Below are 17,097 nucleotides of genomic sequence, written 5' to 3' on the forward strand. Positions count from 1 at the left end.
TTCCTTGCGCCGCACGACGCACTCCCGTTCGCCGCGCCGTCGTGTCTGGATGCTGCCGGGCGCATTGGTTTGCACCCTGGTCATGACGCCCGCTTCGTTTGCGGCGGGTGTGCTGCCACAAGGCGGCCAATACGTCGGCGGGCAGGGGACGATCGTCGGCAGCGGCAACAGTCTTGTCATCACGCAGCCGAATTCTTCACGCGGTGTGATCGACTGGAACAGTTTTTCAATCGGCGCGCCCAACAAAGTCACGTTTGACAACGGGTCGGGCGCAACACTGAATCGCGTGACGGGCGGCTCGCTGTCGATGATCGCCGGCAAGCTGAGCGCAACGGGCAGCGTCTATCTGATCAACCCTCAGGGTATCGTGGTGGGACCGTCGGGCGTCGTGACGACGGGCGGACGCTTCGTCGCATCCACGCTCGACGTCTGCAACTGTGCGTTCATGAGCGGCGGCCCGCTCACGCTGTCCGGCAGCAACGCGCATGCGGTCGTGGTGAACCTCGGCAAGATCAGTTCGAGCGGCGCCGATGTGTTCCTGATCGCACAAGGAACCGTGCTCAACGCAGGCACCGTCAAGGCGCCGAGCGGTACGGCGGAATTCGCGGCAGGACAAACGGTGCTGCTGCAGGACTCGTCGAGCAGTCAGCAGGTATTCGTGCAGACCGGCAGCAAGGGCAACATTCTCGAAGAGGGCGTCACGCGCGCGGCGCAGATCAACCTGCAGGCCGCCGACGGCAACATCTACGCGCTCGCGGGCAACGGCCAGCGCGTGCGTGCAACCGGTACGGCGACGCGCGACGGGCATATCTGGCTGGTCGCGGACGCCGGCCACGTCACTCAGGCGGGCCCCGGCACAATCACTGCGATGAACGCGGACGGCAGCGGCGGCACAGTAGACACCCAGGCCGCAACGGTCTCGCTCGTCGACCGGGCCGCCGTGCGCGCGGGCCAGTGGAACCTGACGACAGCGGCGTTCACGATCGACCCCGTCGCGGCAAACGCGCTGCAGCGCAGCCTGAACGACGGCACGGCAGTCGCGCTCACCACGACGGGCGCGAACGGCGCGACGGGCGACCTCGACGTCGCGTCGAATCTGAAATGGCAGGGCGCCGCACCGCTCACGCTCGCAGCCTATCACGACGTGTCAGTCGCGCCGGGCGTGACGATCGCCAACAAGGGCGCGGGCAATCTGACGCTGCGCGCGGACGCATCCGGCGTCGACAACGGCGGCAGTGTGACGAACGGCGGCACGATCGACTGGGCGAAAAGCACGGGCGCCGTCAGCCTGCTGTACGACATGACAGGCACATACAAGCCGGGCACGCTTGTTACGAATGCCGCGTGGGTAGCCCCCGCCGAAAGCGGACTCGTGACACAAATCACCGGCTACAAGCTCGTCAATTCGCTCGCGGATTTCCAGAACGTATCGCTCGATCTCGCCGGCACTTACGCGCTGGGCAAAGACATCGGCGTCGGCTTGGGGCAGTACCAATCCAACACCGCAATCGGCAGTGTGGCGACGCCGTTCACCGGCCAGTTCGACGGCATGGGTCACACGATCTCGCAGTTCTACCTCTCCATCAACTACGCGTCCGCGCCCGAGCCTTATGTCGGCGCAGGGCTGTTCGGCGTCATCGGTTCGAGTGGCGTCGTGCGCAATCTCACCGTGAACGGTTCGATCAGCGGAATTGGCACCTACGGCGGCTTTGGTATGCTTGCCGGCATCAACTTCGGCACGATCGCGGGCTCGCGTACCACGGGCAGCATCAATGCCATTGGCGGGTACAGCTACACCATGTCGGCCGGCGGTCTCGTGGGCTGGAACGAAGGCCTCGTCACACGCTCGTCGAGCGGCGCAAGTGTTGATACCGAAGGTACGCCGGGTGGACTCGTCGGAACCAACTTTGCAAGTGGCGTGATCCGGCAGTCGTTTGCAACGGGCGAAGTCTCGGCCGTCGCCCATTCCGGCGGCGGAGGCGGCCTCGTCGGCTATAACGCGGGGCTCATTACGCAGTCGTATGCGACCGGCGGCGTGGTGTTCAACCCGGACTACTGCGGCGGCGTCAGCGCGTGCACGAGCGGTGGCGGCGCGCTGGTTCAGACCAACGTCGGCACGATCGCGCAGTCGTTCGCTACCGGCCAGGTGAGCCAGCAGTCCGGTCCGGGCGTCGGTCCCGCACCGGCAGGCATTGCGAGCGCCAACACCGGCGGTACCATTGGCACGGACGTGTTCTGGGACACACAAACAACGGGCGCGGCAATCGGCGTCAATAGCGGTACGGCCGTGGCCGCCGCACAAGGATTAACCACTGCCCAAATGAGCCTCTCGTCAAATTTCGGTCCAACTTACGACTTCGGCGCAAACGGCGTCTGGGCGATGCCGTCCGGCGCGATCCATCCTGTCCTGCGTTGGCAGCTTGCACACTAGGCGGCGCGTTGCATCCACGCCTGGCCCGGCGCGCACCTCGCGTGCGGTGACCGGTCGCTTTCACGGCACGCTGATCGTGCTAGGTGCGATGGCCTGCATCCAGTCGTCTCCGGCCTGCGCGCAGGCTTACCGTGACGTTGCGCCGCAACCCGCGCCGGCCGCGCCGAGAAGCGCGCCGCACGAGGCGGCGCCTGATACGCAGACGGAATCCGCGCGGATCGCCGTCGCCTCGCTCGCAGGGCTGGTCTTTGAACCCGCAGGCGCTGCCGCGTCGGCAGGTTCGCCGTCGCAGCCGGTCGCGGCAGAAGGCCTGCCTTTACTCGACGCCGATTTTCTCCGCGCGTTCGACGCCGACCTCGGCAAGCCGCTCAGCTTCGGGCGTCTTGCCGAAATTCGCCGGGCGGTGGTCGAGCGTTATCGTGCGGCGGGCAAACCGCTCGTGGACGTGTTCGTGCCCGAGCAGGACGTGACGTCGGGCGTCGTGCGTATCGACGTCGCGGAGTTCCGGCTAGGTCAGGTCCGCACGAGCGGCAACCGCTACTTTTCGGATGCGCTGCTCAAGCGCGAGATGCCGCTGGAACCCGGCGCAGCGATCCTGCAAAGCGCGGTGTCGTCGGGGCTCGCCGTGCTCAACGCCAATCCTTATCGACGGGTGGATGCCGTCTTCGCGCCAGGCGAAGCGGCGAACTCCACCGACGTGGTGTTGCAGACCGAGGACCGTCTGCCACTGCGCGTCAGCGCGGGCTACGACAACGCTGGCGTGCCGGATCTCGGCCGCGACCGTTTCTTCGCCGGCATCGACTACGGCAACCTGTTCGGTCTTGACCAGCAGATCGCCTATCAATTCACCGCGAGCAACGACTTCTTCAGCGGCAATCCGGACATAGAAGGCCGTCCGGACCGCGCGCGCTTCATGGCGCACGCGCTGAACTACGTTGCGCCGCTGCCGTGGGGCGACAGCATCGAACTATTCGGGGTCTACGCGCAGAGCACGCCGCGGCTGCCCGACAGTTACGGACAAACCGGCATTTCCGCGCAGATGAGTTTTCGCTACGACTGGCGCCTGCCGACGCTGACGGATACGGCGCAACTGATCCAGTTCGGCTACGACTTCAAGCGCAGTAATAACGATCTCGAGTTCGGCGGCTTTCAGGTCTTCAACTCGAACACGCACGTGCATCAGTTCCTGCTCACCTATGACATCAGCAAGCCGACCGCAGCCGGACAGGCGCATGCGTCGGCCACGCTCGTGGGGAGTCCAGGCGGACTGGAAGACCCCAATGGCGACGCCGCGTTCAATGCCTCGCGGCAAGGCGCAACGGCGCGTTACACGTACCTGCAACTGAACGGATCGCGCGCCTTTGCGCTTGGCGGCGGTTTTACGCTGAGCGCGCGCGGCACGTTCCAGTGGACGCCGAACACGCTGTTGCCGAGCGAAGAGTTGGGTCTGGGCGGAGAGTCCAGTGTGCGCGGCTACACGCCCTATGTCGTGCTGGGCGATCGCGGCTGGAACGTGCAGACGGAAGCGCGCTCGCCCGCGCTGCCGTTCGGTTCGAGCAGCGCGGTCGCGCAACCGTTCGTTTTCTTCGACGCAGGGCACGTGTGGGACCGGATCGACCAGCCCGCTGAAGTCAGCAACGGATCGCTGATCAGTGTGGGCGCGGGTGTGCGCTTCCAGTGGTCGCGTTTCGTCGATTTTCGCTGCACGTACGGCGTGCCGTTGCGCGCACCGACGCCGAACGGATCGAAGGCGCCGATGGTGCTGCTCTATGTGTCGATCGGCAGCTGAGTGCTGCTGTTACAGATAGCTGCACACGTAGTCGAGTGTTTCGATCACGTCGATATCGAAGCGGCTCTTGCCCGGCACCGAAAACGACTCGCCCGCAGCATACGTCTTCCATTCGTCGCTGCCTTCGAGGCGGATGCGGCATTGGCCGGCCTGCACTTCCATCAGTTCCGGCGCGTCGGTGCCGAAGTTGAGCGCGCCGGGCAGGATGACGCCGAGTGTCTTGCGCGTGCCGTCTGCGAACAGCACGGTGTGCGACACGCATTTGCCGTCGAAGTAGACGTTGGCGCGTTTGATGATGGAAACCTGGTCGAATTGTGTTGCGGCCGTCATGGCGGTCTTCCTCAGTGTCGTGAATGGATGCGTTGCATTGCGCCGCGAGGCTGCGAGCGGCGCAAGGTCGTCATGATACAGGCGGTGATGGGCGGCTCGTCGATGCGTGCGCCCGCAACCACTGACCGGTTTCGGAGCACACTTCGACCCGCTCGCCGTCTAACCGCAACTGCTCTTCGTCCGGTTCGGGCGAGGCCGCCGGGTCGACATCGAACGTCACGCCGAGCGTACTCGCGACGGCAGCGTCTTCGATCGCCAGTTCCCATGTGAGAAAGATCTGGATGCGATCCTCGTGCGCGGCGAAATCGGCGGCACTGAAACCGCTGCTGCCGCGCCGGATCACGCCGTGAGGCTGGCCCGTGTCGAAGACGACGGCCGTGCCGCGTGTCAACGGAATGCGCAGGTCCAGCGCCGGGAAATGCAGGTCCAGCCCCTTATCTTCGCTCATGAAGAGATTGCAGAACGCCGCACTGCCGTATTGCGCGCCGTCGTGGTGATATCGCGCGCCACGGCAGGCCATTAACGCGATGTCGCTCGTTGCCAGCACGTCGGTCAGACCTTGCGCGCGAGTCCAGTCCGCCACGATCCGCACGCAGCGCGAATAGTCCGGCCAGCGCATCAGCGCCCGCGCGAGCGGCATGGGTTCGACGTCGCCGGGATCGAGCAGCACGTGCTTCGACGTTTCCCGCTCCCAATCCGCGAGCAGACGTGCGGGCGGTGCGGGTACGTCGAGCGTCTGCGTCAGAACGATGGGGCTGACGGTGCGGCTGCGAAGGGCGTCGCCGCTCCAGAAATGGGAAGTCAGCATGGGTCGCATTGAGTGCGGCGGAATGTATGGCCAGTTGATGCCGGTCATTGTAACGACTCATCGGCCGCGGCCGCTCCCCGTCCCGCCGCATGGCGCCAGCCCGCACTGTTACCATGAATGTCAACGAACGCCGTAAGCGTCAGCCCTTGCTTGCACAGCCCGTTTTCGGTTCCGAGGCCTTCGCCAGCGTCGGTGTAGTCACCGGCCGGCGGGTTCGTCAGCGGGCAGGGCAGGGCAGGGCGGATGCGAAGTCGCGACGAGGACTCCATGAACGAAGACGAAAAGTTTGAACGGGCAGCATCATGGCTGCGTGACGCCGACGGTCTGCTCGTCGCGGCCGGCGCGGGCATGGGTGTGGATTCGGGGCTGCCGGATTTTCGCGGCGCGCAAGGGTTCTGGCGCGCGTATCCCGCACTGAAAAATCATCAGCTGACTTTCCAGGACATGGCGAACCCGCGCGCACTCGCCCGTTCACCTGCGCTGTGGTGGGGCTTTTACGGCCATCGGCTGCAGCTCTACCGGCGCACCGTTCCGCACGAAGGCTTCCGGCTCCTTCAGCGCTGGGCGCACACCATGCCGCGCGGTGCGGCAGTGTTCACCAGCAATGTCGACGGGCAGTTCCAGAAGGCCGGCTTTCCCGATACGTGTGTCGCGGAGTGCCACGGCTCCATCCACATGATGCAATGCTCGCGAGCATGCACCGACGCAATCTGGCCGGCGGATGGGTTCGAGCCGGTAGTCGACGAGATCAATTGCCAGCTGCTGAACCCACTGCCCACCTGTGCGCGTTGCGGCGCGATTGCGCGGCCCAACATCCTGCTGTTCGGCGACATGGACTGGATCGCGCGGCGCACCGAAGCGCAGGAGGCGCGTCTGCACGGATGGCTGGCGTCGGTCGAACGGCCCGTGGTCGTCGAAATCGGTGCCGGCAAAGCCATCCCCACCGTTCGCCGTTTCAGCGAACGGGTTGGCCCGCGCGTGCTCAGGATCAACCCGACGGATGCCGGCATCGCGCCGCATCGCGGGATCGGCTTCGCAGCCGGCGCGCTGGAAACGCTCGAACGGCTGGACGCCGCGTTCACCCGCTGAAGGGTAAACACCCACGACATTTCGCCGTGGCCGAAAGCAGGCAGAAGGCATCTGTTTTTTATACTTCACGGCAACGAAGCATCAAACGATCCGCAGATATCGTCCGGGCGCTTTGCCTACCTGTGCAGGAGACACACCGAGATGCAACCATTCGCCCGCTGGCTGGCGTGCGCCCTGACTACCTGCGCGATGCTGTGCGGGTCGCCAGGTGCGCAGGCGCAAAAGCTGACGCTGATGACCGGCGGCGTGTCCAAGATCATCTACATGCCGGTCACGCTGGCGTCGCGACTCGGTTACTTCCGGGCCGAGGGACTCGATGTGCAGATCCTTTCCGAACCGGCAGGCGTCGATACGGCGACCGAACTGATTGCGGGCGCGATTCAAGGAGCGGTCGGTTTCTATGACCATACGATCGACCTGCAAAGCCGGGGCATGGATGTTCAGGCGGTCGTCGTGCTCGGGCGCGCAGCCGGACTTGCGGAACTCGCGTCGACCCGCGTGGCGAAGCCGATGCGCACCATCGCGGATATTGCCGGCCGGAAGCTCGGGGTCACCGGTTTCGGCTCGTCCACGTTTTTCCTGAGCCGCTATCTGGCGCAGCAGGCGAGCCCGGCGCCGAATGACTACTCGATCACGGCGCTCGGCCCCGACAACGGTTTTATCGACGCAATGGTGAACGGCACGATCGACGCCGGCATGGTCGAGGAGCCGACCGCGTCGCGGCTGCTGCGCTCGGGCGCCGCTCGGGTGCTGGTAGACATGCGCACGATCGAAGGCACGCGTGCGGCGCTCGGCGGTCCGTATGCAGGCGCGTGTGTCTACGCGCAACGCAAGTGGGTGTCCGCGCATCCTGACGAGACGAAGCGCCTCGTGCGCGCGCTGGTGCGCGCGCTCGCGTACATGTCGACGCATTCGCCAGCCGACATCGTCGCGCAGTTGCCGCCTGAATTCGTAGGGACGGACAAGGCGCTTTACACGGAGGCGCTTGCGGCGACGCTGCCGTCTTTTTCACGCGACGGCAGGATGCCGGAAGGCGCCCCGCAAACGGTGCTGAAGGCACTCGCCGCGGTCGATCCGGCGATCGTGCCACGCCACGTCGACCTGGAGCGGACCTACGCGAACAGTTTTGCCGACGAGGCCAATGCAAGCCTCGTCCATTGACACGGACGCGCCCGCGCCAACGTGGACAACACCATTCGTCGAAACCACACGGAACACGAGACATGAAGGCTATACGCATCGAGCAGTACGGCGGTCCCGAAGTGCTGCAACGCGTCGAGATCGACGTGCCATCGCCGGGTCCGGACGAGGTGTTGATCCGCGTGCATTGCGCGGGCATCAATTTCATGGATATCCATACGCGGCAGGGCAAGTACAAGGCGTCGCGCACGTATCCCGTGCGTCTGCCGTGCACGCTCGGCATGGAAGGCGCGGGCGAAGTCGTCGCAACAGGTCCGGGCGTGAGCACGCTGAAAACGGGCGATCGCGTGGCGTGGTGCATCTCGTGGGGCGCGTATGCCGAGTTTGCGGTGGTGCCGGCGGCGCGTGTCGCTCGCATTCCGGATGCGGTCGCGTTCGACCTGGCGGCAGCGGCGATCTTCCAGGGATCGACAGCGCACTATCTGCTCGAAGATGTCGCGCGTCTCGGCACGGGCAGCACGTGTCTCGTGCATGCGGCCTCGGGCGGCATCGGCCAGTTGCTCGTGCAACTCGCCAGACGGCGCGGCGTCACCGTATTCGCAACGACGAGCAATGAAGCGAAAGCGGAAGTGGCGCGCGGCCACGGCGCCGATCATGTGATGCTGTACGACGAAGGCCGGTTCGCCGACCGCGTGCGCGAAGCCACCGACGGACGCGGCGTGGACGTCGTATTCGACGCAGTGGGACGCACCACGTTGCGCGACAGCTTCCGCGCCACGCGCACGCGCGGCCTCGTCGTGAATTATGGATCGGTCTCCGGCTCGCTGAACGACCTCGATCCGATTGAACTCGGCGAGGCCGGCTCGCTCTTTCTCACCCGGCCGCGTCTTGCCGATCACCTCGCCGACGCCGCCACCGTGCAGCACCGCGCCGACGAAATTTTCGCGGCGTTGCAGGACGGCTCGCTAAAGATCGAGATCAGCGGACGCTTTACGCCGGATCGCGTCGAAGAAGCGCATGAAGCGCTCGAAGCACGCCGCCAGTTGGGCAAGTCCGTGATGATGATCGGCTGACCCTCCCTTTTCATAGTCGACGAAACGAAGCACTGGTGGCTTTCACGGCCGCCGGGCACCCGTTCGTCCCTCACTTTTCGAGGTCTCCATGACAGTTTCAACTTCGGCTCACGAGGCGGCGGTCAACGCGCCCGGCGTATCCAGGGAATCGCGCGTGCGCTCCGTGTTTCGCGTGACGTGCGGCAATTTTCTCGAGATGTATGACTTCACCGTCTACGGGTACTACGCGGCGGCGATTGCCAGCACGTTCTTTCCGACCGGCAACGAATTCGCTTCGCTGATGCTCGCGCTCTCCGTGTTCGGCGCCGGCTTCCTGATGCGGCCGATCGGCGCGCTCGTGCTCGGTGCGTACATCGACCATCACGGCCGCCGCAAGGGGCTGATTCTCTCGCTGGTGCTCATGGCGATAGGTACGGCCTGCGTGGCGTTCGTGCCGGGCTATGCGTCGATCGGTCTGATTGCGCCGGCCATCGTGTTGTTCGGGCGTCTGCTGCAAGGCTTTTCCGCCGGCGTGGAACTGGGCGGCGTATCCGTTTATCTGTCTGAAATCGCGACCAAAGGCAATCGCGGCTTCTACTGCTCATGGCAATCCGCGAGTCAGCAGGTCGCGGTGGTGTTCGCTGCGTCGCTGGGCGTGCTGCTGAACCACCTGATTCCCGCCGCCGACATGAACAGCTGGGGCTGGCGCATTCCCTTCGTGGTCGGCTGCCTGATCGTGCCTTTCCTGCTCTACGTGCGCCGTTCGCTGCGCGAGACCGATGAATTCGCCGCGCGCCGTCATCGTCCGGGTATGGCGGAGATCGCGCGGTCGATGGTGCAGCACTCACGGCTCATCGTCGCCGGCATGGGACTCGTGATCATGACGACCGCATCGTTCTACCTGATCACCGCTTATACGCCGACGTTCGGCAAGGTCGTGCTGAAGCTCTCGTCGCTCGATTCACTGCTCGTCACGGTTTGCGTGGGCATATCGAACTTCATCTGGCTGCCGGTCGCGGGCGCAGTGTCGGACCGGATTGGCCGCCGGCCCGTGCTGCTCGTCTGCACCGTGGTTGCGATTCTCACCGCTTATCCGGCCATGCAGTGGATGGTCGCGCAACCGTCGTTCGGCCGTCTGCTGATCGTCGAACTGTGGTTGTCGCTGCTTTATGCGTGGTACAACGGCGCGATGATCGTCGCGTTGACGGAACTGATGCCGGTAGAAGTGCGCACCACCGGGTTCTCCATGGCGTACAGTCTCGCGACGATGGTGGGCGGCTTCACGCCTGCCATCGCCACCTGGTTGATTCATACTACGGGTGACAAGGCTTCGCCGGGCGCGTGGATGGCATTCGCCGCGCTGTGCGGCGTGGTCGCGACGCTGGTGCTGTACCGTTCGCCTCAATCGCGGGAGCGGTACAAAGCCGCATGAACGCTTTGGGGATGGATGCGATGAGGCTACTGCTCGTCGAAGACAATGATCAGCTTGCGCACTGGCTCGCCAGAATGCTGCGCGACGAAGGCTTCATGCTCGACCATGTGAGCAATGGCGAGTCGGCCGAAAGCGCGTTGCGGGCCACGCCCTACGACGTCGTGCTGCTCGATCTGAATCTTCCGCAACTGTCGGGCAAAAACGTATTGCGCCGCATGCGCGAGCGCGACGACGCGACGCCCGTGATGATTTTGACGGCGACAGGCGCCGTGGACGAGAAAGTAGTGTGCTTCGGCGCGGGCGCGGACGACTACATCGTGAAGCCATTCGACGCGCGTGAACTGGTTGCGCGTGTGAAAGTGCTGGCGCGGCGCCAGGCGCCGTCTCGCTCGAACCGGTTGAAATGCGGCAATCTCACCTACGACATGGACCGCTGCCAGTTCACGATAGGCGGCGAGCCGCTCACGTTGACGCCGCGCGAGCACGCGGTGCTCGAAGCCCTCATCCTGCGCGCGAAGAAAACCGTCGCGAAGACCCTGCTCGCGGATTCTCTGAGCAACGCGGACGCGCCGACCAGCGAAGACGCAATCGAGATCTATGTGTCGCGTCTGCGCAAGAAGCTCGAAAAGAGCACCGCGACGATCATTACGCTGCGCGGTCTCGGCTACCTGCTCGAAAACAGCGCCGATGACGAATAGCCTGCGCCTGCGGCTTTTGTTGTGGCTGCTGCTGCCGATGACTGTCTACGTGATCGCGGCGGGGCTCATCTCGCGCGAGAACGCCGAGCGCACGGCGCGCCTGTTGCAGGACGACGCGCTGCTTTCTTCGGCACGCGTGATGGCGGGCGACCTCGGATGGGAAAACGGTGCACTGCACGCGGAAGTCTCGCCAAGTGCGATCGAAATCCTCAGCTCGCCATACGGCGACATGGTGTATTACAGCATTCGCGAAGTGGGCGGCGCGACGATTGCGGGCACGTCGGATTTTCCCACTCGTGTGCCCGGCGAAGCGCCGCTCTGGTACGACGCAACGGTGAGCGGGCATCCTGTCCGCGCAGTCTCGCTGATCCGCCCGATGTACGACGCCGGCACGACGAGACAGGTGGTCGTCTCGGTAGGCCGCACCCTGCTTCAACGCGACGCCACTGCTGCCGCGCTGTGGCAGCCGCAGATGCTGCATTTCGCGGGCACCGTGGCGATTGCGGTGGTGCTCGTCTGCATTGGACTCACCTTCGAATTGCGCCCGCTGGTGCGCCTCGCGAACGACATGCTCGTGCGCGTGCCGAACGTGTCGCTGCGGGTGCGCGCCGATCCGTTGCGCAACGAGTTGCGTCCCATCGTCACGGCGTTCAATCAGTGCCTCGATATCATCGAAAGAAAGAGTTCGATGCAGCGCCGCTTCATTGCCGACGCGGCGCATCAGTTGCGCACGCCGCTCACGTTGCTGGGCACGCAGTTGCAGGTCGCGCGCCGTCAGGACGATCTGGAGCAGGTGAAGGACACGCTGGCCGCGATGCACCGAAGCAACGGCTCGCTAGTCACGCTGACCAACCAGCTGCTGATGCTCGCACAAGCGGAAGCGGCCGACTATGCGGACTTCAAAGGCGCGCCTGTCGACTTGCGCGCGGTGGCCACTGCCACGCTCGAACAGCTTGCGTTGCTCGCGCAACGGCGGCGCGTCGAACTGTCGGCGCATTTCGACGCCCCAGCGGAAGTGCTGGGCAACGAGCCGCTTCTGAACGTGCTGGTATTCAATCTGCTCGACAACGCGATTCGCTATACGCCGGCCGGCGGCCGCGTTGCGCTCGATATCGTGCTGGAAGAGGAGCGCGTGGTGCTGACCATTGCGGATGAAGGTCCGGGCATCCGCGCCGAGCTACGCGAGGTTGTGTTCGAGCCGTTTTTCCGTGCGTCGACCGAAGAGGGCAGCGGTCTCGGACTGTCGATTGTGCGGGAAATCGCACGCGCGCACCGCGCCCACGTGCTGCTCGCAGACGGCGATAACGGACGAGGTCTGGTTGTTTCGGTTGCGTTTCCTGTCCGCAGATAATTTGCAACTCCCACATTCAGGCGTGCCTGACAGGCGAGATCACCAGCTCCGGGAAGCCCGTTGCGTCGTCATGCTCGCGTGAAAATCGGTATGCCGGCAGCAGTCCCAACAGAATTTCCGCCGTCGTCCGGACGACGCAGCCATGCGCAACGTGTCCGCCGAGTACCTGCCCGCGCGAATCGGCAACGCTCATATGCAGATGAACGCCGTCTGGCGACAACGATCCTGCGAGTGTGAGGATTTCCAGATCGTCGCGTAGTTCCGTTGCGTCCTCTTTCCCGGCGAATCGCAGTTGGGCGACGCTGAGGCTTCCCATGCCCTGAATGACAAAGGCGGCTTGCAAACCGAGTTCACTTAACGCGTGCTGCAGCGCGACGCGCAGGTCGTCGCCGGGAGAGAGGCGCAGCGGGTGAGCTTGCATGGTGACGTTCCAGAGCAGGGGATTGAGTCGAGGAGTAAAGGTCGAAGAGTAAAACGAATTCGGTAGCGTTGGCGAGTCAGCGGCTGACGCAGCCACTCAGCCGCTGCGCAACAAGTCTTCATTAGGGTTGCGGTTCGTGACCAGCAACCTGCGCTAAAAGCCGATCAAACACACCCCAGATCTTTTGTGTTTACGCAATAATTGCGACGCGTACGCGATTCGACCCCCCAACCATTAAAGATGTGTAGATCATGGCTTTCAGCGAACCAAGGTCACCATTTTTTCGATGGGTTGCGTCTTCGGCGCAAGACCTCAGCGCCGAGAATCGGCAAATATTGCTATCCAATCTCTTTACGCAAACCGCGTCGATCGTGTTCGCAGCGGTGTGCGAATTAAGTGTTTGCGCAACCGCCTTCTATTTACATCCACGTGCGCTGTATGCCGTTTGGGGCAGCGCCGTCATCGCGCTCTTCATTGCACGGCTTGCGCTGATCCACATTTGCTGCCGGCGCAGCAGCGTCGCGCAAGCCACCCCCACCTCCGCTTTCCTGCTGGCCAGCCTGTTATGGGCAGCGCTATTCGGCTTCGGTTCGCTGCTCTCCAATATCAGCGGCGACCAGACGCTCTTCCTGCTTGGCAACGTATGCGCGGTTGGCGTGATCGGCGGACTGGCCGGGCGCAATGCCAGCACGCCCCGACTCGCGCTGTTGCAGATTGCGCTCATTCTTGGGCTGCTCGCGTGGGGCGCGGCGCTGTCACCAGGCTCGGGCAAACTCGTGCTGCTGTTCCAGGCGCCATTTTGCGCGGCCGGCTTCTTTACCGTTGCGCTGCGCAGCAACCGCGATACGGTCGCACTGCTGCTGGCGCGTGAAAGGAGTCACCGGCTTGCTCACGAGGACAGCCTCACGGGGTTGCCGAACCGTGCACGCATTAGCGAATTGCTGCTCGAACGCACTGAGCTTGGCGCGCTGCGCGAGGGCTCGTCATTCGCGGTACTGCTGATCGATCTGGACGGCTTCAAGGCAATCAACGACAGCCTCGGTCATGCCGCCGGCGATCAGATCCTGCAGGAAGCCGCCGTCCGTCTGCGCGAAGTTCTCCCCAAAGGCGATCTGGTGGGGCGCCTCGCCGGCGACGAGTTCGTGACGATTTCCGGCATCAGCGGGCAGGTGCGGGACGTGCGGCTGCTGGCGGACAGCATCGTCAAAACGCTAGCCCGTCCGTTCGTATTGAGCGATGCACTGGTGCATATTGGCGCGAGCGTGGGCGTCTCGCTCTTTCCCGACCATGCGAAGACCGGCCCGCAGTTGCTGATCTGTGCCGATCGTGCGCTCTACGCGGTCAAACGCAGCGGCAAGAGCGCGTTCGCCATTTTCGACACGGAGAAGCACGTCTCCGACGAAAGCCTGAGCTTGCTGCGAAGCGATCTTGAAGGGGCGTTGAAGTCGTTCAGCGGCCTGCGGCTCGAATATCAACCCATTGTCGATTTGAGCAGCGGCGCCATTGCCGGACGCGAAGCGCTGATTCGCTGGACGCACCCCGTGCGCGGCGAACTGTCGCCATCGGCATTCATCCCTACTGCGGAGCGCACCGGGCTGATCCTTGCGCTCGGCGAATGGGTGCTCTCGCAGGCTTGCAAGGAAGCCGCCGCGTGGCGCGACAAGGTCGTGGTCGCCGTCAACGTGTCGCCGGTACAGTTGCGGGAGGAACGCTTCGCGTCCACGGTGGCGGTGATTCTCAGGAGGTCCAGGCTTTCGCCGGCGCGTTTGAATATCGAGGTGACCGAAACGGTGCTGCTGAGCGACGACGACGTCACGCGTCGCAATGTCGCGAGATTGCGCGCGTTGGGGATCGGTCTCGCGCTGGACGATTTCGGCACGGGATTCTCGACCATGTCCACGCTCGTGCGCTTTTCGTTCGACAAGCTCAAGATCGACAGTTCGTTCGTGAAGGAATCGGTGCATCGGCGCGAGTCGGCGGCGGTGGTTCGCGGCATCGTGGCATTGGCGCGGGAAATCGGCATTCCCACGACAGCGGAGGGGATCGAAACGCAGGAACAGCTGAACTTCGTGCGCCTGTGCGGCTGCACTTATGCGCAAGGATTTTTGCTCGGCCGACCTGCACGTAGCGAAGATATTGCGCGGGTCGAAGAGCCCGTGATCGCCACCTCAACGGACAAATGAAATGAACGCTGCGCTGCTCTATCAACTGCGCCTTTCCGTGTCGCCTGAATATGCAGACGCGCTGCGGGCCGACCCGTCGGGCGTGAAGCATCCGGAACTCGGTGAGATTCTGCGCAGGCACGACGCAACCCTGATATGCCAGTACGACGCCTTCGCTAACTACGTGAGCGAAGCCGAGCGGCTCGGCACGCAGCACTATCCGCTCTATCAGTGGACACGCGACACCATCGAGAACCCGGAGAAGAAAGCCCGCTACCTCAGATCGTTCACCGTCTATGTGAACGGCGAGCAGGTCTATGCGCAAGAAGTCGCCGATCATATGGAGACCGAACTATTGAAGCTGGTCGGGCAATATGGCGTGACTGGCGTCTCGAAGTTCGACACGAACCCGGCCAACAGTCCGCAGCCGCCGCGCACGGAGCCGTAAAGCTTTCATTTTTAATTCATGTGCTTTCTGGAATGTAAGTGGGACGCGCCTGATCTGGCGCTCGCGTCGATCTGTTTCATCCGGCTGTCATCGCCTCGCGACTACGATCCCCTGTCGCATCCGTTACGCTAACCCTGCACCTGTGCCCGCCGAGGCGGGATATGCTGCGCGTGCGCGTTGGCGTCCTTCCCCCTCCGGTAAAAAACAGACATGTCGAACAGAAAAATCGTTAAGGCTGCGCCGAACGATCAAGGCGCCAGCATCGTCTCCCGTCGTGGATTTCTGAAGTTGGCCGGCGCATCGAGTTTTGCCACGGCGGCGGGAACGCTTTCGTCGGCGGTGCGTGCTGCCGGCAGCACACCCGACGGCACCCCGGAACAGATTCATCTGACCTGGGGTAACGATCCCGCGCGCGAAGTGGTGATCTCGTGGGCATCGCTCGCGCAGGCCGTCAATCCGCACGTGCGCGTCGGCACGCCGGGCGAAGGCAAACACACGGTGCACGGCGTGCAAGGCACGTATACCGATGGCATCAACGGCGAAGTCGTCTTCACTTATCATGCGCGCCTGCATGACCTGAAAGCGGACACGAGTTACGAATACGAAGTGACGGCGGAAAACGACAGCAACGCGGCGCAACCCTTTACCGCGAGTTTTCGAACGGCGCCGCGCGGTCGCGCGCCATTCCGCTGGACGAGTTATGGCGACCTCGCGACGCCGAATACCAACTGGGTGTTGTCGTCGCCGCAAAGCCGGTTCGCGGTGCAGGCCGTGGAGCGTTTTCAGCCGCTTTTTCATTTGCTGAACGGCGACCTGTGCTACGCCAATCTGAACCCGCTTCATCAACCGGAAGTGTGGCGCGATTTCGGCAACAACGCGCAGACGTCCGCCGCGAATCGGCCGTGGATGCCCTGCCCTGGCAATCACGAACTCGAATTCCACAACGGCGAGCAGGGCCTCGCCTCCTATCTGTTGCGCTACACGTTGCCGGACAATCACACGCGGTTTCAGGGGCGCTGGTACAGCTTCCGCGTGAGTTCCGTGCTGTTCGTTTCGCTCGACGCCGACGACGTGGTCTATCAGGACGCCGCGGCGTTCGTTGCGGGTCCCGCGCCGTTAGTGCCGGTGGCGAGCACGGGTAACCCGCCGATCCAGCCGGGCACCTCGCTCTATGTGCGCGGATATAGTGGCGGCGAGCAGACACGCTGGCTCGAAAGAACGCTGCGCAATGCCGCGCAGGATGACGAAGTGGACTGGATCGTCGTGCAGATGCACCAGGACGCGCTGAGTTCGTCGAAGACCGGCAATGGGTCGGATAAGGGGCTGCGCGAGGCGTGGTTGCCGCTCTTCGACCGCTACGGTGTCGATCTGGTGCTGTGCGGCCACGATCACGATTACGAGCGCAGCTACCCGGTACGCGGGTGCAATCACGACAAGGGCACGGACATCGCAACCGGACGGCCTGTGGACACGTTGCAGCCGAAGCCCGTCATGTCGGCGATATCGGCCGGCGCCTCGACGTTCGATACGAGCCACGGCACGATCCACCTGATACTCGGCGGCGGAGGCACGAGCGCGCCGCTGGATGTGTACGGCGAAGATGCGGGCACGGGTCTGCCGCAAGCGCGTATCTTCACGAAGCCTAATCGGCCCATGGCGGGTACGACCGCTGGCACTTTCGTGCGCGCCAATGCCGATGCCGTGGAAGACGCAATCTGGTCCGCGCGCCGCGACACGGGCACGGGTTACGGCATTGCCGTGTTCGACCATGATCCGGGTCACCCCGGTGGCGAAACGACGATCACGATGAACTACTACCACGCGCCCGGCGCGGACCAGACGCCCACGCAGGACTACGAGCTGTTCGAAACGATCGAACTGAAAAAGCGGCGCCGTTGACGCGCTCATGGCGGCATATCGCGAGAGAGAGCGGCAATGATCCGGCC

General features: G+C 63.9%; 14 protein-coding genes. 11 read left to right on the top strand and 3 right to left on the bottom strand.

Translation table 11 applies throughout. The features are described from left to right. The first annotated feature begins 82 nt into the window (after positions 1–82). Complete coding sequence (locus AAGS40_RS16115) at positions 83–2,431, top strand: filamentous hemagglutinin N-terminal domain-containing protein (protein ID WP_345815779.1); 2,349 nt, start codon at positions 83–85, stop codon at positions 2,429–2,431. An 88-nt stretch (positions 2,432–2,519) separates the two neighbouring features. Further along, entirely contained in the window at positions 2,520–4,220 is a 1,701-nt protein-coding gene (locus AAGS40_RS16120; protein ID WP_345816583.1) for a ShlB/FhaC/HecB family hemolysin secretion/activation protein, read from the top strand. 9 nt (positions 4,221–4,229) lie between these two features. Here AAGS40_RS16120 and AAGS40_RS16125 read toward each other — a convergent pair whose 3' ends face one another. Further along, complete coding sequence (locus tag AAGS40_RS16125) at positions 4,230–4,550, bottom strand: pyrimidine/purine nucleoside phosphorylase (protein ID WP_345815780.1); 321 nt, start codon at positions 4,548–4,550, stop codon at positions 4,230–4,232. 70 nt (positions 4,551–4,620) lie between these two features. Next, positions 4,621–5,358 carry a hypothetical protein gene (locus AAGS40_RS16130; protein ID WP_345815781.1) on the bottom strand — a complete coding sequence of 246 codons (738 nt, stop codon included), beginning with the start codon at positions 5,356–5,358 and terminating at the stop codon, positions 4,621–4,623. A 267-nt stretch (positions 5,359–5,625) separates the two neighbouring features. Here AAGS40_RS16130 and AAGS40_RS16135 point away from each other — a divergent pair, with 267 nt between their 5' ends. The 6 genes from AAGS40_RS16135 to AAGS40_RS16160 all read left to right on the top strand — a co-directional run bounded on the left by AAGS40_RS16135 (position 5,626) and on the right by AAGS40_RS16160 (position 12,120). After that, positions 5,626–6,447 (top strand): Sir2 family NAD-dependent protein deacetylase, encoded by an 822-nt coding sequence (locus AAGS40_RS16135; protein WP_345815782.1) that lies wholly within the window; start codon positions 5,626–5,628, stop codon positions 6,445–6,447. Positions 6,448–6,588: 141 nt separating this feature from the next. Then, the gene (locus tag AAGS40_RS16140) at positions 6,589–7,608 is read left to right on the top strand and encodes an ABC transporter substrate-binding protein (RefSeq protein ID WP_345815783.1); all 1,020 of its coding nucleotides are present in this window, start codon (positions 6,589–6,591) and stop codon (positions 7,606–7,608) included. A gap of 62 nt (positions 7,609–7,670) precedes the next feature. Continuing rightward, a complete protein-coding gene (locus AAGS40_RS16145) occupies positions 7,671–8,660 on the top strand; it encodes a quinone oxidoreductase (protein ID WP_345815784.1) in 990 nt (329 codons plus the stop codon). A gap of 88 nt (positions 8,661–8,748) precedes the next feature. Next, positions 8,749–10,071 carry an MFS transporter gene (locus tag AAGS40_RS16150; protein WP_345815785.1) on the top strand — a complete coding sequence of 441 codons (1,323 nt, stop codon included), beginning with the start codon at positions 8,749–8,751 and terminating at the stop codon, positions 10,069–10,071. 20 nt (positions 10,072–10,091) lie between these two features. After that, positions 10,092–10,769, top strand: coding sequence for a response regulator transcription factor (locus AAGS40_RS16155; protein WP_345816584.1), 678 nt, complete (start codon positions 10,092–10,094; stop codon positions 10,767–10,769). Beyond that, positions 10,759–12,120, top strand: coding sequence for a sensor histidine kinase (locus tag AAGS40_RS16160; RefSeq protein WP_345815786.1), 1,362 nt, complete (start codon positions 10,759–10,761; stop codon positions 12,118–12,120). The genes AAGS40_RS16155 and AAGS40_RS16160 overlap by 11 nt, the downstream gene beginning before the upstream one ends. 16 nt (positions 12,121–12,136) lie before the next feature. Here the strand turns inward: AAGS40_RS16160 and AAGS40_RS16165 are convergent, their stop codons facing one another. Beyond that, positions 12,137–12,541, bottom strand: a complete 405-nt coding sequence (locus AAGS40_RS16165) for a PPC domain-containing DNA-binding protein (RefSeq protein WP_345815787.1) — start codon at positions 12,539–12,541, stop codon at positions 12,137–12,139. A gap of 251 nt (positions 12,542–12,792) precedes the next feature. On the opposite strand from AAGS40_RS16165, the gene AAGS40_RS16170 reads away from it, so the two are divergent. The 3 genes from AAGS40_RS16170 (at position 12,793) to AAGS40_RS16180 (ending at position 17,050) form a co-directional block, all read left to right on the top strand. Further along, complete coding sequence (locus AAGS40_RS16170; protein ID WP_345815788.1) at positions 12,793–14,724, top strand: EAL domain-containing protein; 1,932 nt, start codon at positions 12,793–12,795, stop codon at positions 14,722–14,724. A gap of 1 nt (position 14,725) precedes the next feature. Continuing rightward, positions 14,726–15,151, top strand: a complete 426-nt coding sequence (locus tag AAGS40_RS16175) for a hypothetical protein (protein WP_345815789.1) — start codon at positions 14,726–14,728, stop codon at positions 15,149–15,151. Between the two features lie 210 nt (positions 15,152–15,361). Further along, positions 15,362–17,050, top strand: a complete 1,689-nt coding sequence (locus AAGS40_RS16180) for a metallophosphoesterase family protein (protein WP_345815790.1) — start codon at positions 15,362–15,364, stop codon at positions 17,048–17,050. The last annotated feature ends 47 nt before the right edge of the window (positions 17,051–17,097 follow it).

It is taken from the genome of Paraburkholderia sp. PREW-6R, from assembly GCF_039621805.1.
Classification (GTDB): domain Bacteria; phylum Pseudomonadota; class Gammaproteobacteria; order Burkholderiales; family Burkholderiaceae; genus Paraburkholderia.

What these genes read in the sequence shown, in the direction of transcription:
- AAGS40_RS16115 (WP_345815779.1), top strand. Translation starts at nt 83, where the DNA reads ATGACGCCCGCTTCGTTTGCGGCGGGTGTGCTGCCACAAGGCGGCCAA.
- AAGS40_RS16120 (WP_345816583.1), top strand. Translation starts at nt 2,520, where the DNA reads ATGGCCTGCATCCAGTCGTCTCCGGCCTGCGCGCAGGCTTACCGTGAC.
- AAGS40_RS16125 (WP_345815780.1), bottom strand. Translation starts at nt 4,550, where the DNA reads ATGACGGCCGCAACACAATTCGACCAGGTTTCCATCATCAAACGCGCC.
- AAGS40_RS16130 (WP_345815781.1), bottom strand. Translation starts at nt 5,358, where the DNA reads ATGCTGACTTCCCATTTCTGGAGCGGCGACGCCCTTCGCAGCCGCACC.
- AAGS40_RS16135 (WP_345815782.1), top strand. Translation starts at nt 5,626, where the DNA reads ATGAACGAAGACGAAAAGTTTGAACGGGCAGCATCATGGCTGCGTGAC.
- AAGS40_RS16140 (WP_345815783.1), top strand. Translation starts at nt 6,589, where the DNA reads ATGCAACCATTCGCCCGCTGGCTGGCGTGCGCCCTGACTACCTGCGCG.
- AAGS40_RS16145 (WP_345815784.1), top strand. Translation starts at nt 7,671, where the DNA reads ATGAAGGCTATACGCATCGAGCAGTACGGCGGTCCCGAAGTGCTGCAA.
- AAGS40_RS16150 (WP_345815785.1), top strand. Translation starts at nt 8,749, where the DNA reads ATGACAGTTTCAACTTCGGCTCACGAGGCGGCGGTCAACGCGCCCGGC.
- AAGS40_RS16155 (WP_345816584.1), top strand. Translation starts at nt 10,092, where the DNA reads ATGAGGCTACTGCTCGTCGAAGACAATGATCAGCTTGCGCACTGGCTC.
- AAGS40_RS16160 (WP_345815786.1), top strand. Translation starts at nt 10,759, where the DNA reads ATGACGAATAGCCTGCGCCTGCGGCTTTTGTTGTGGCTGCTGCTGCCG.
- AAGS40_RS16165 (WP_345815787.1), bottom strand. Translation starts at nt 12,541, where the DNA reads ATGCAAGCTCACCCGCTGCGCCTCTCTCCCGGCGACGACCTGCGCGTC.
- AAGS40_RS16170 (WP_345815788.1), top strand. Translation starts at nt 12,793, where the DNA reads ATGGCTTTCAGCGAACCAAGGTCACCATTTTTTCGATGGGTTGCGTCT.
- AAGS40_RS16175 (WP_345815789.1), top strand. Translation starts at nt 14,726, where the DNA reads ATGAACGCTGCGCTGCTCTATCAACTGCGCCTTTCCGTGTCGCCTGAA.
- AAGS40_RS16180 (WP_345815790.1), top strand. Translation starts at nt 15,362, where the DNA reads ATGTCGAACAGAAAAATCGTTAAGGCTGCGCCGAACGATCAAGGCGCC.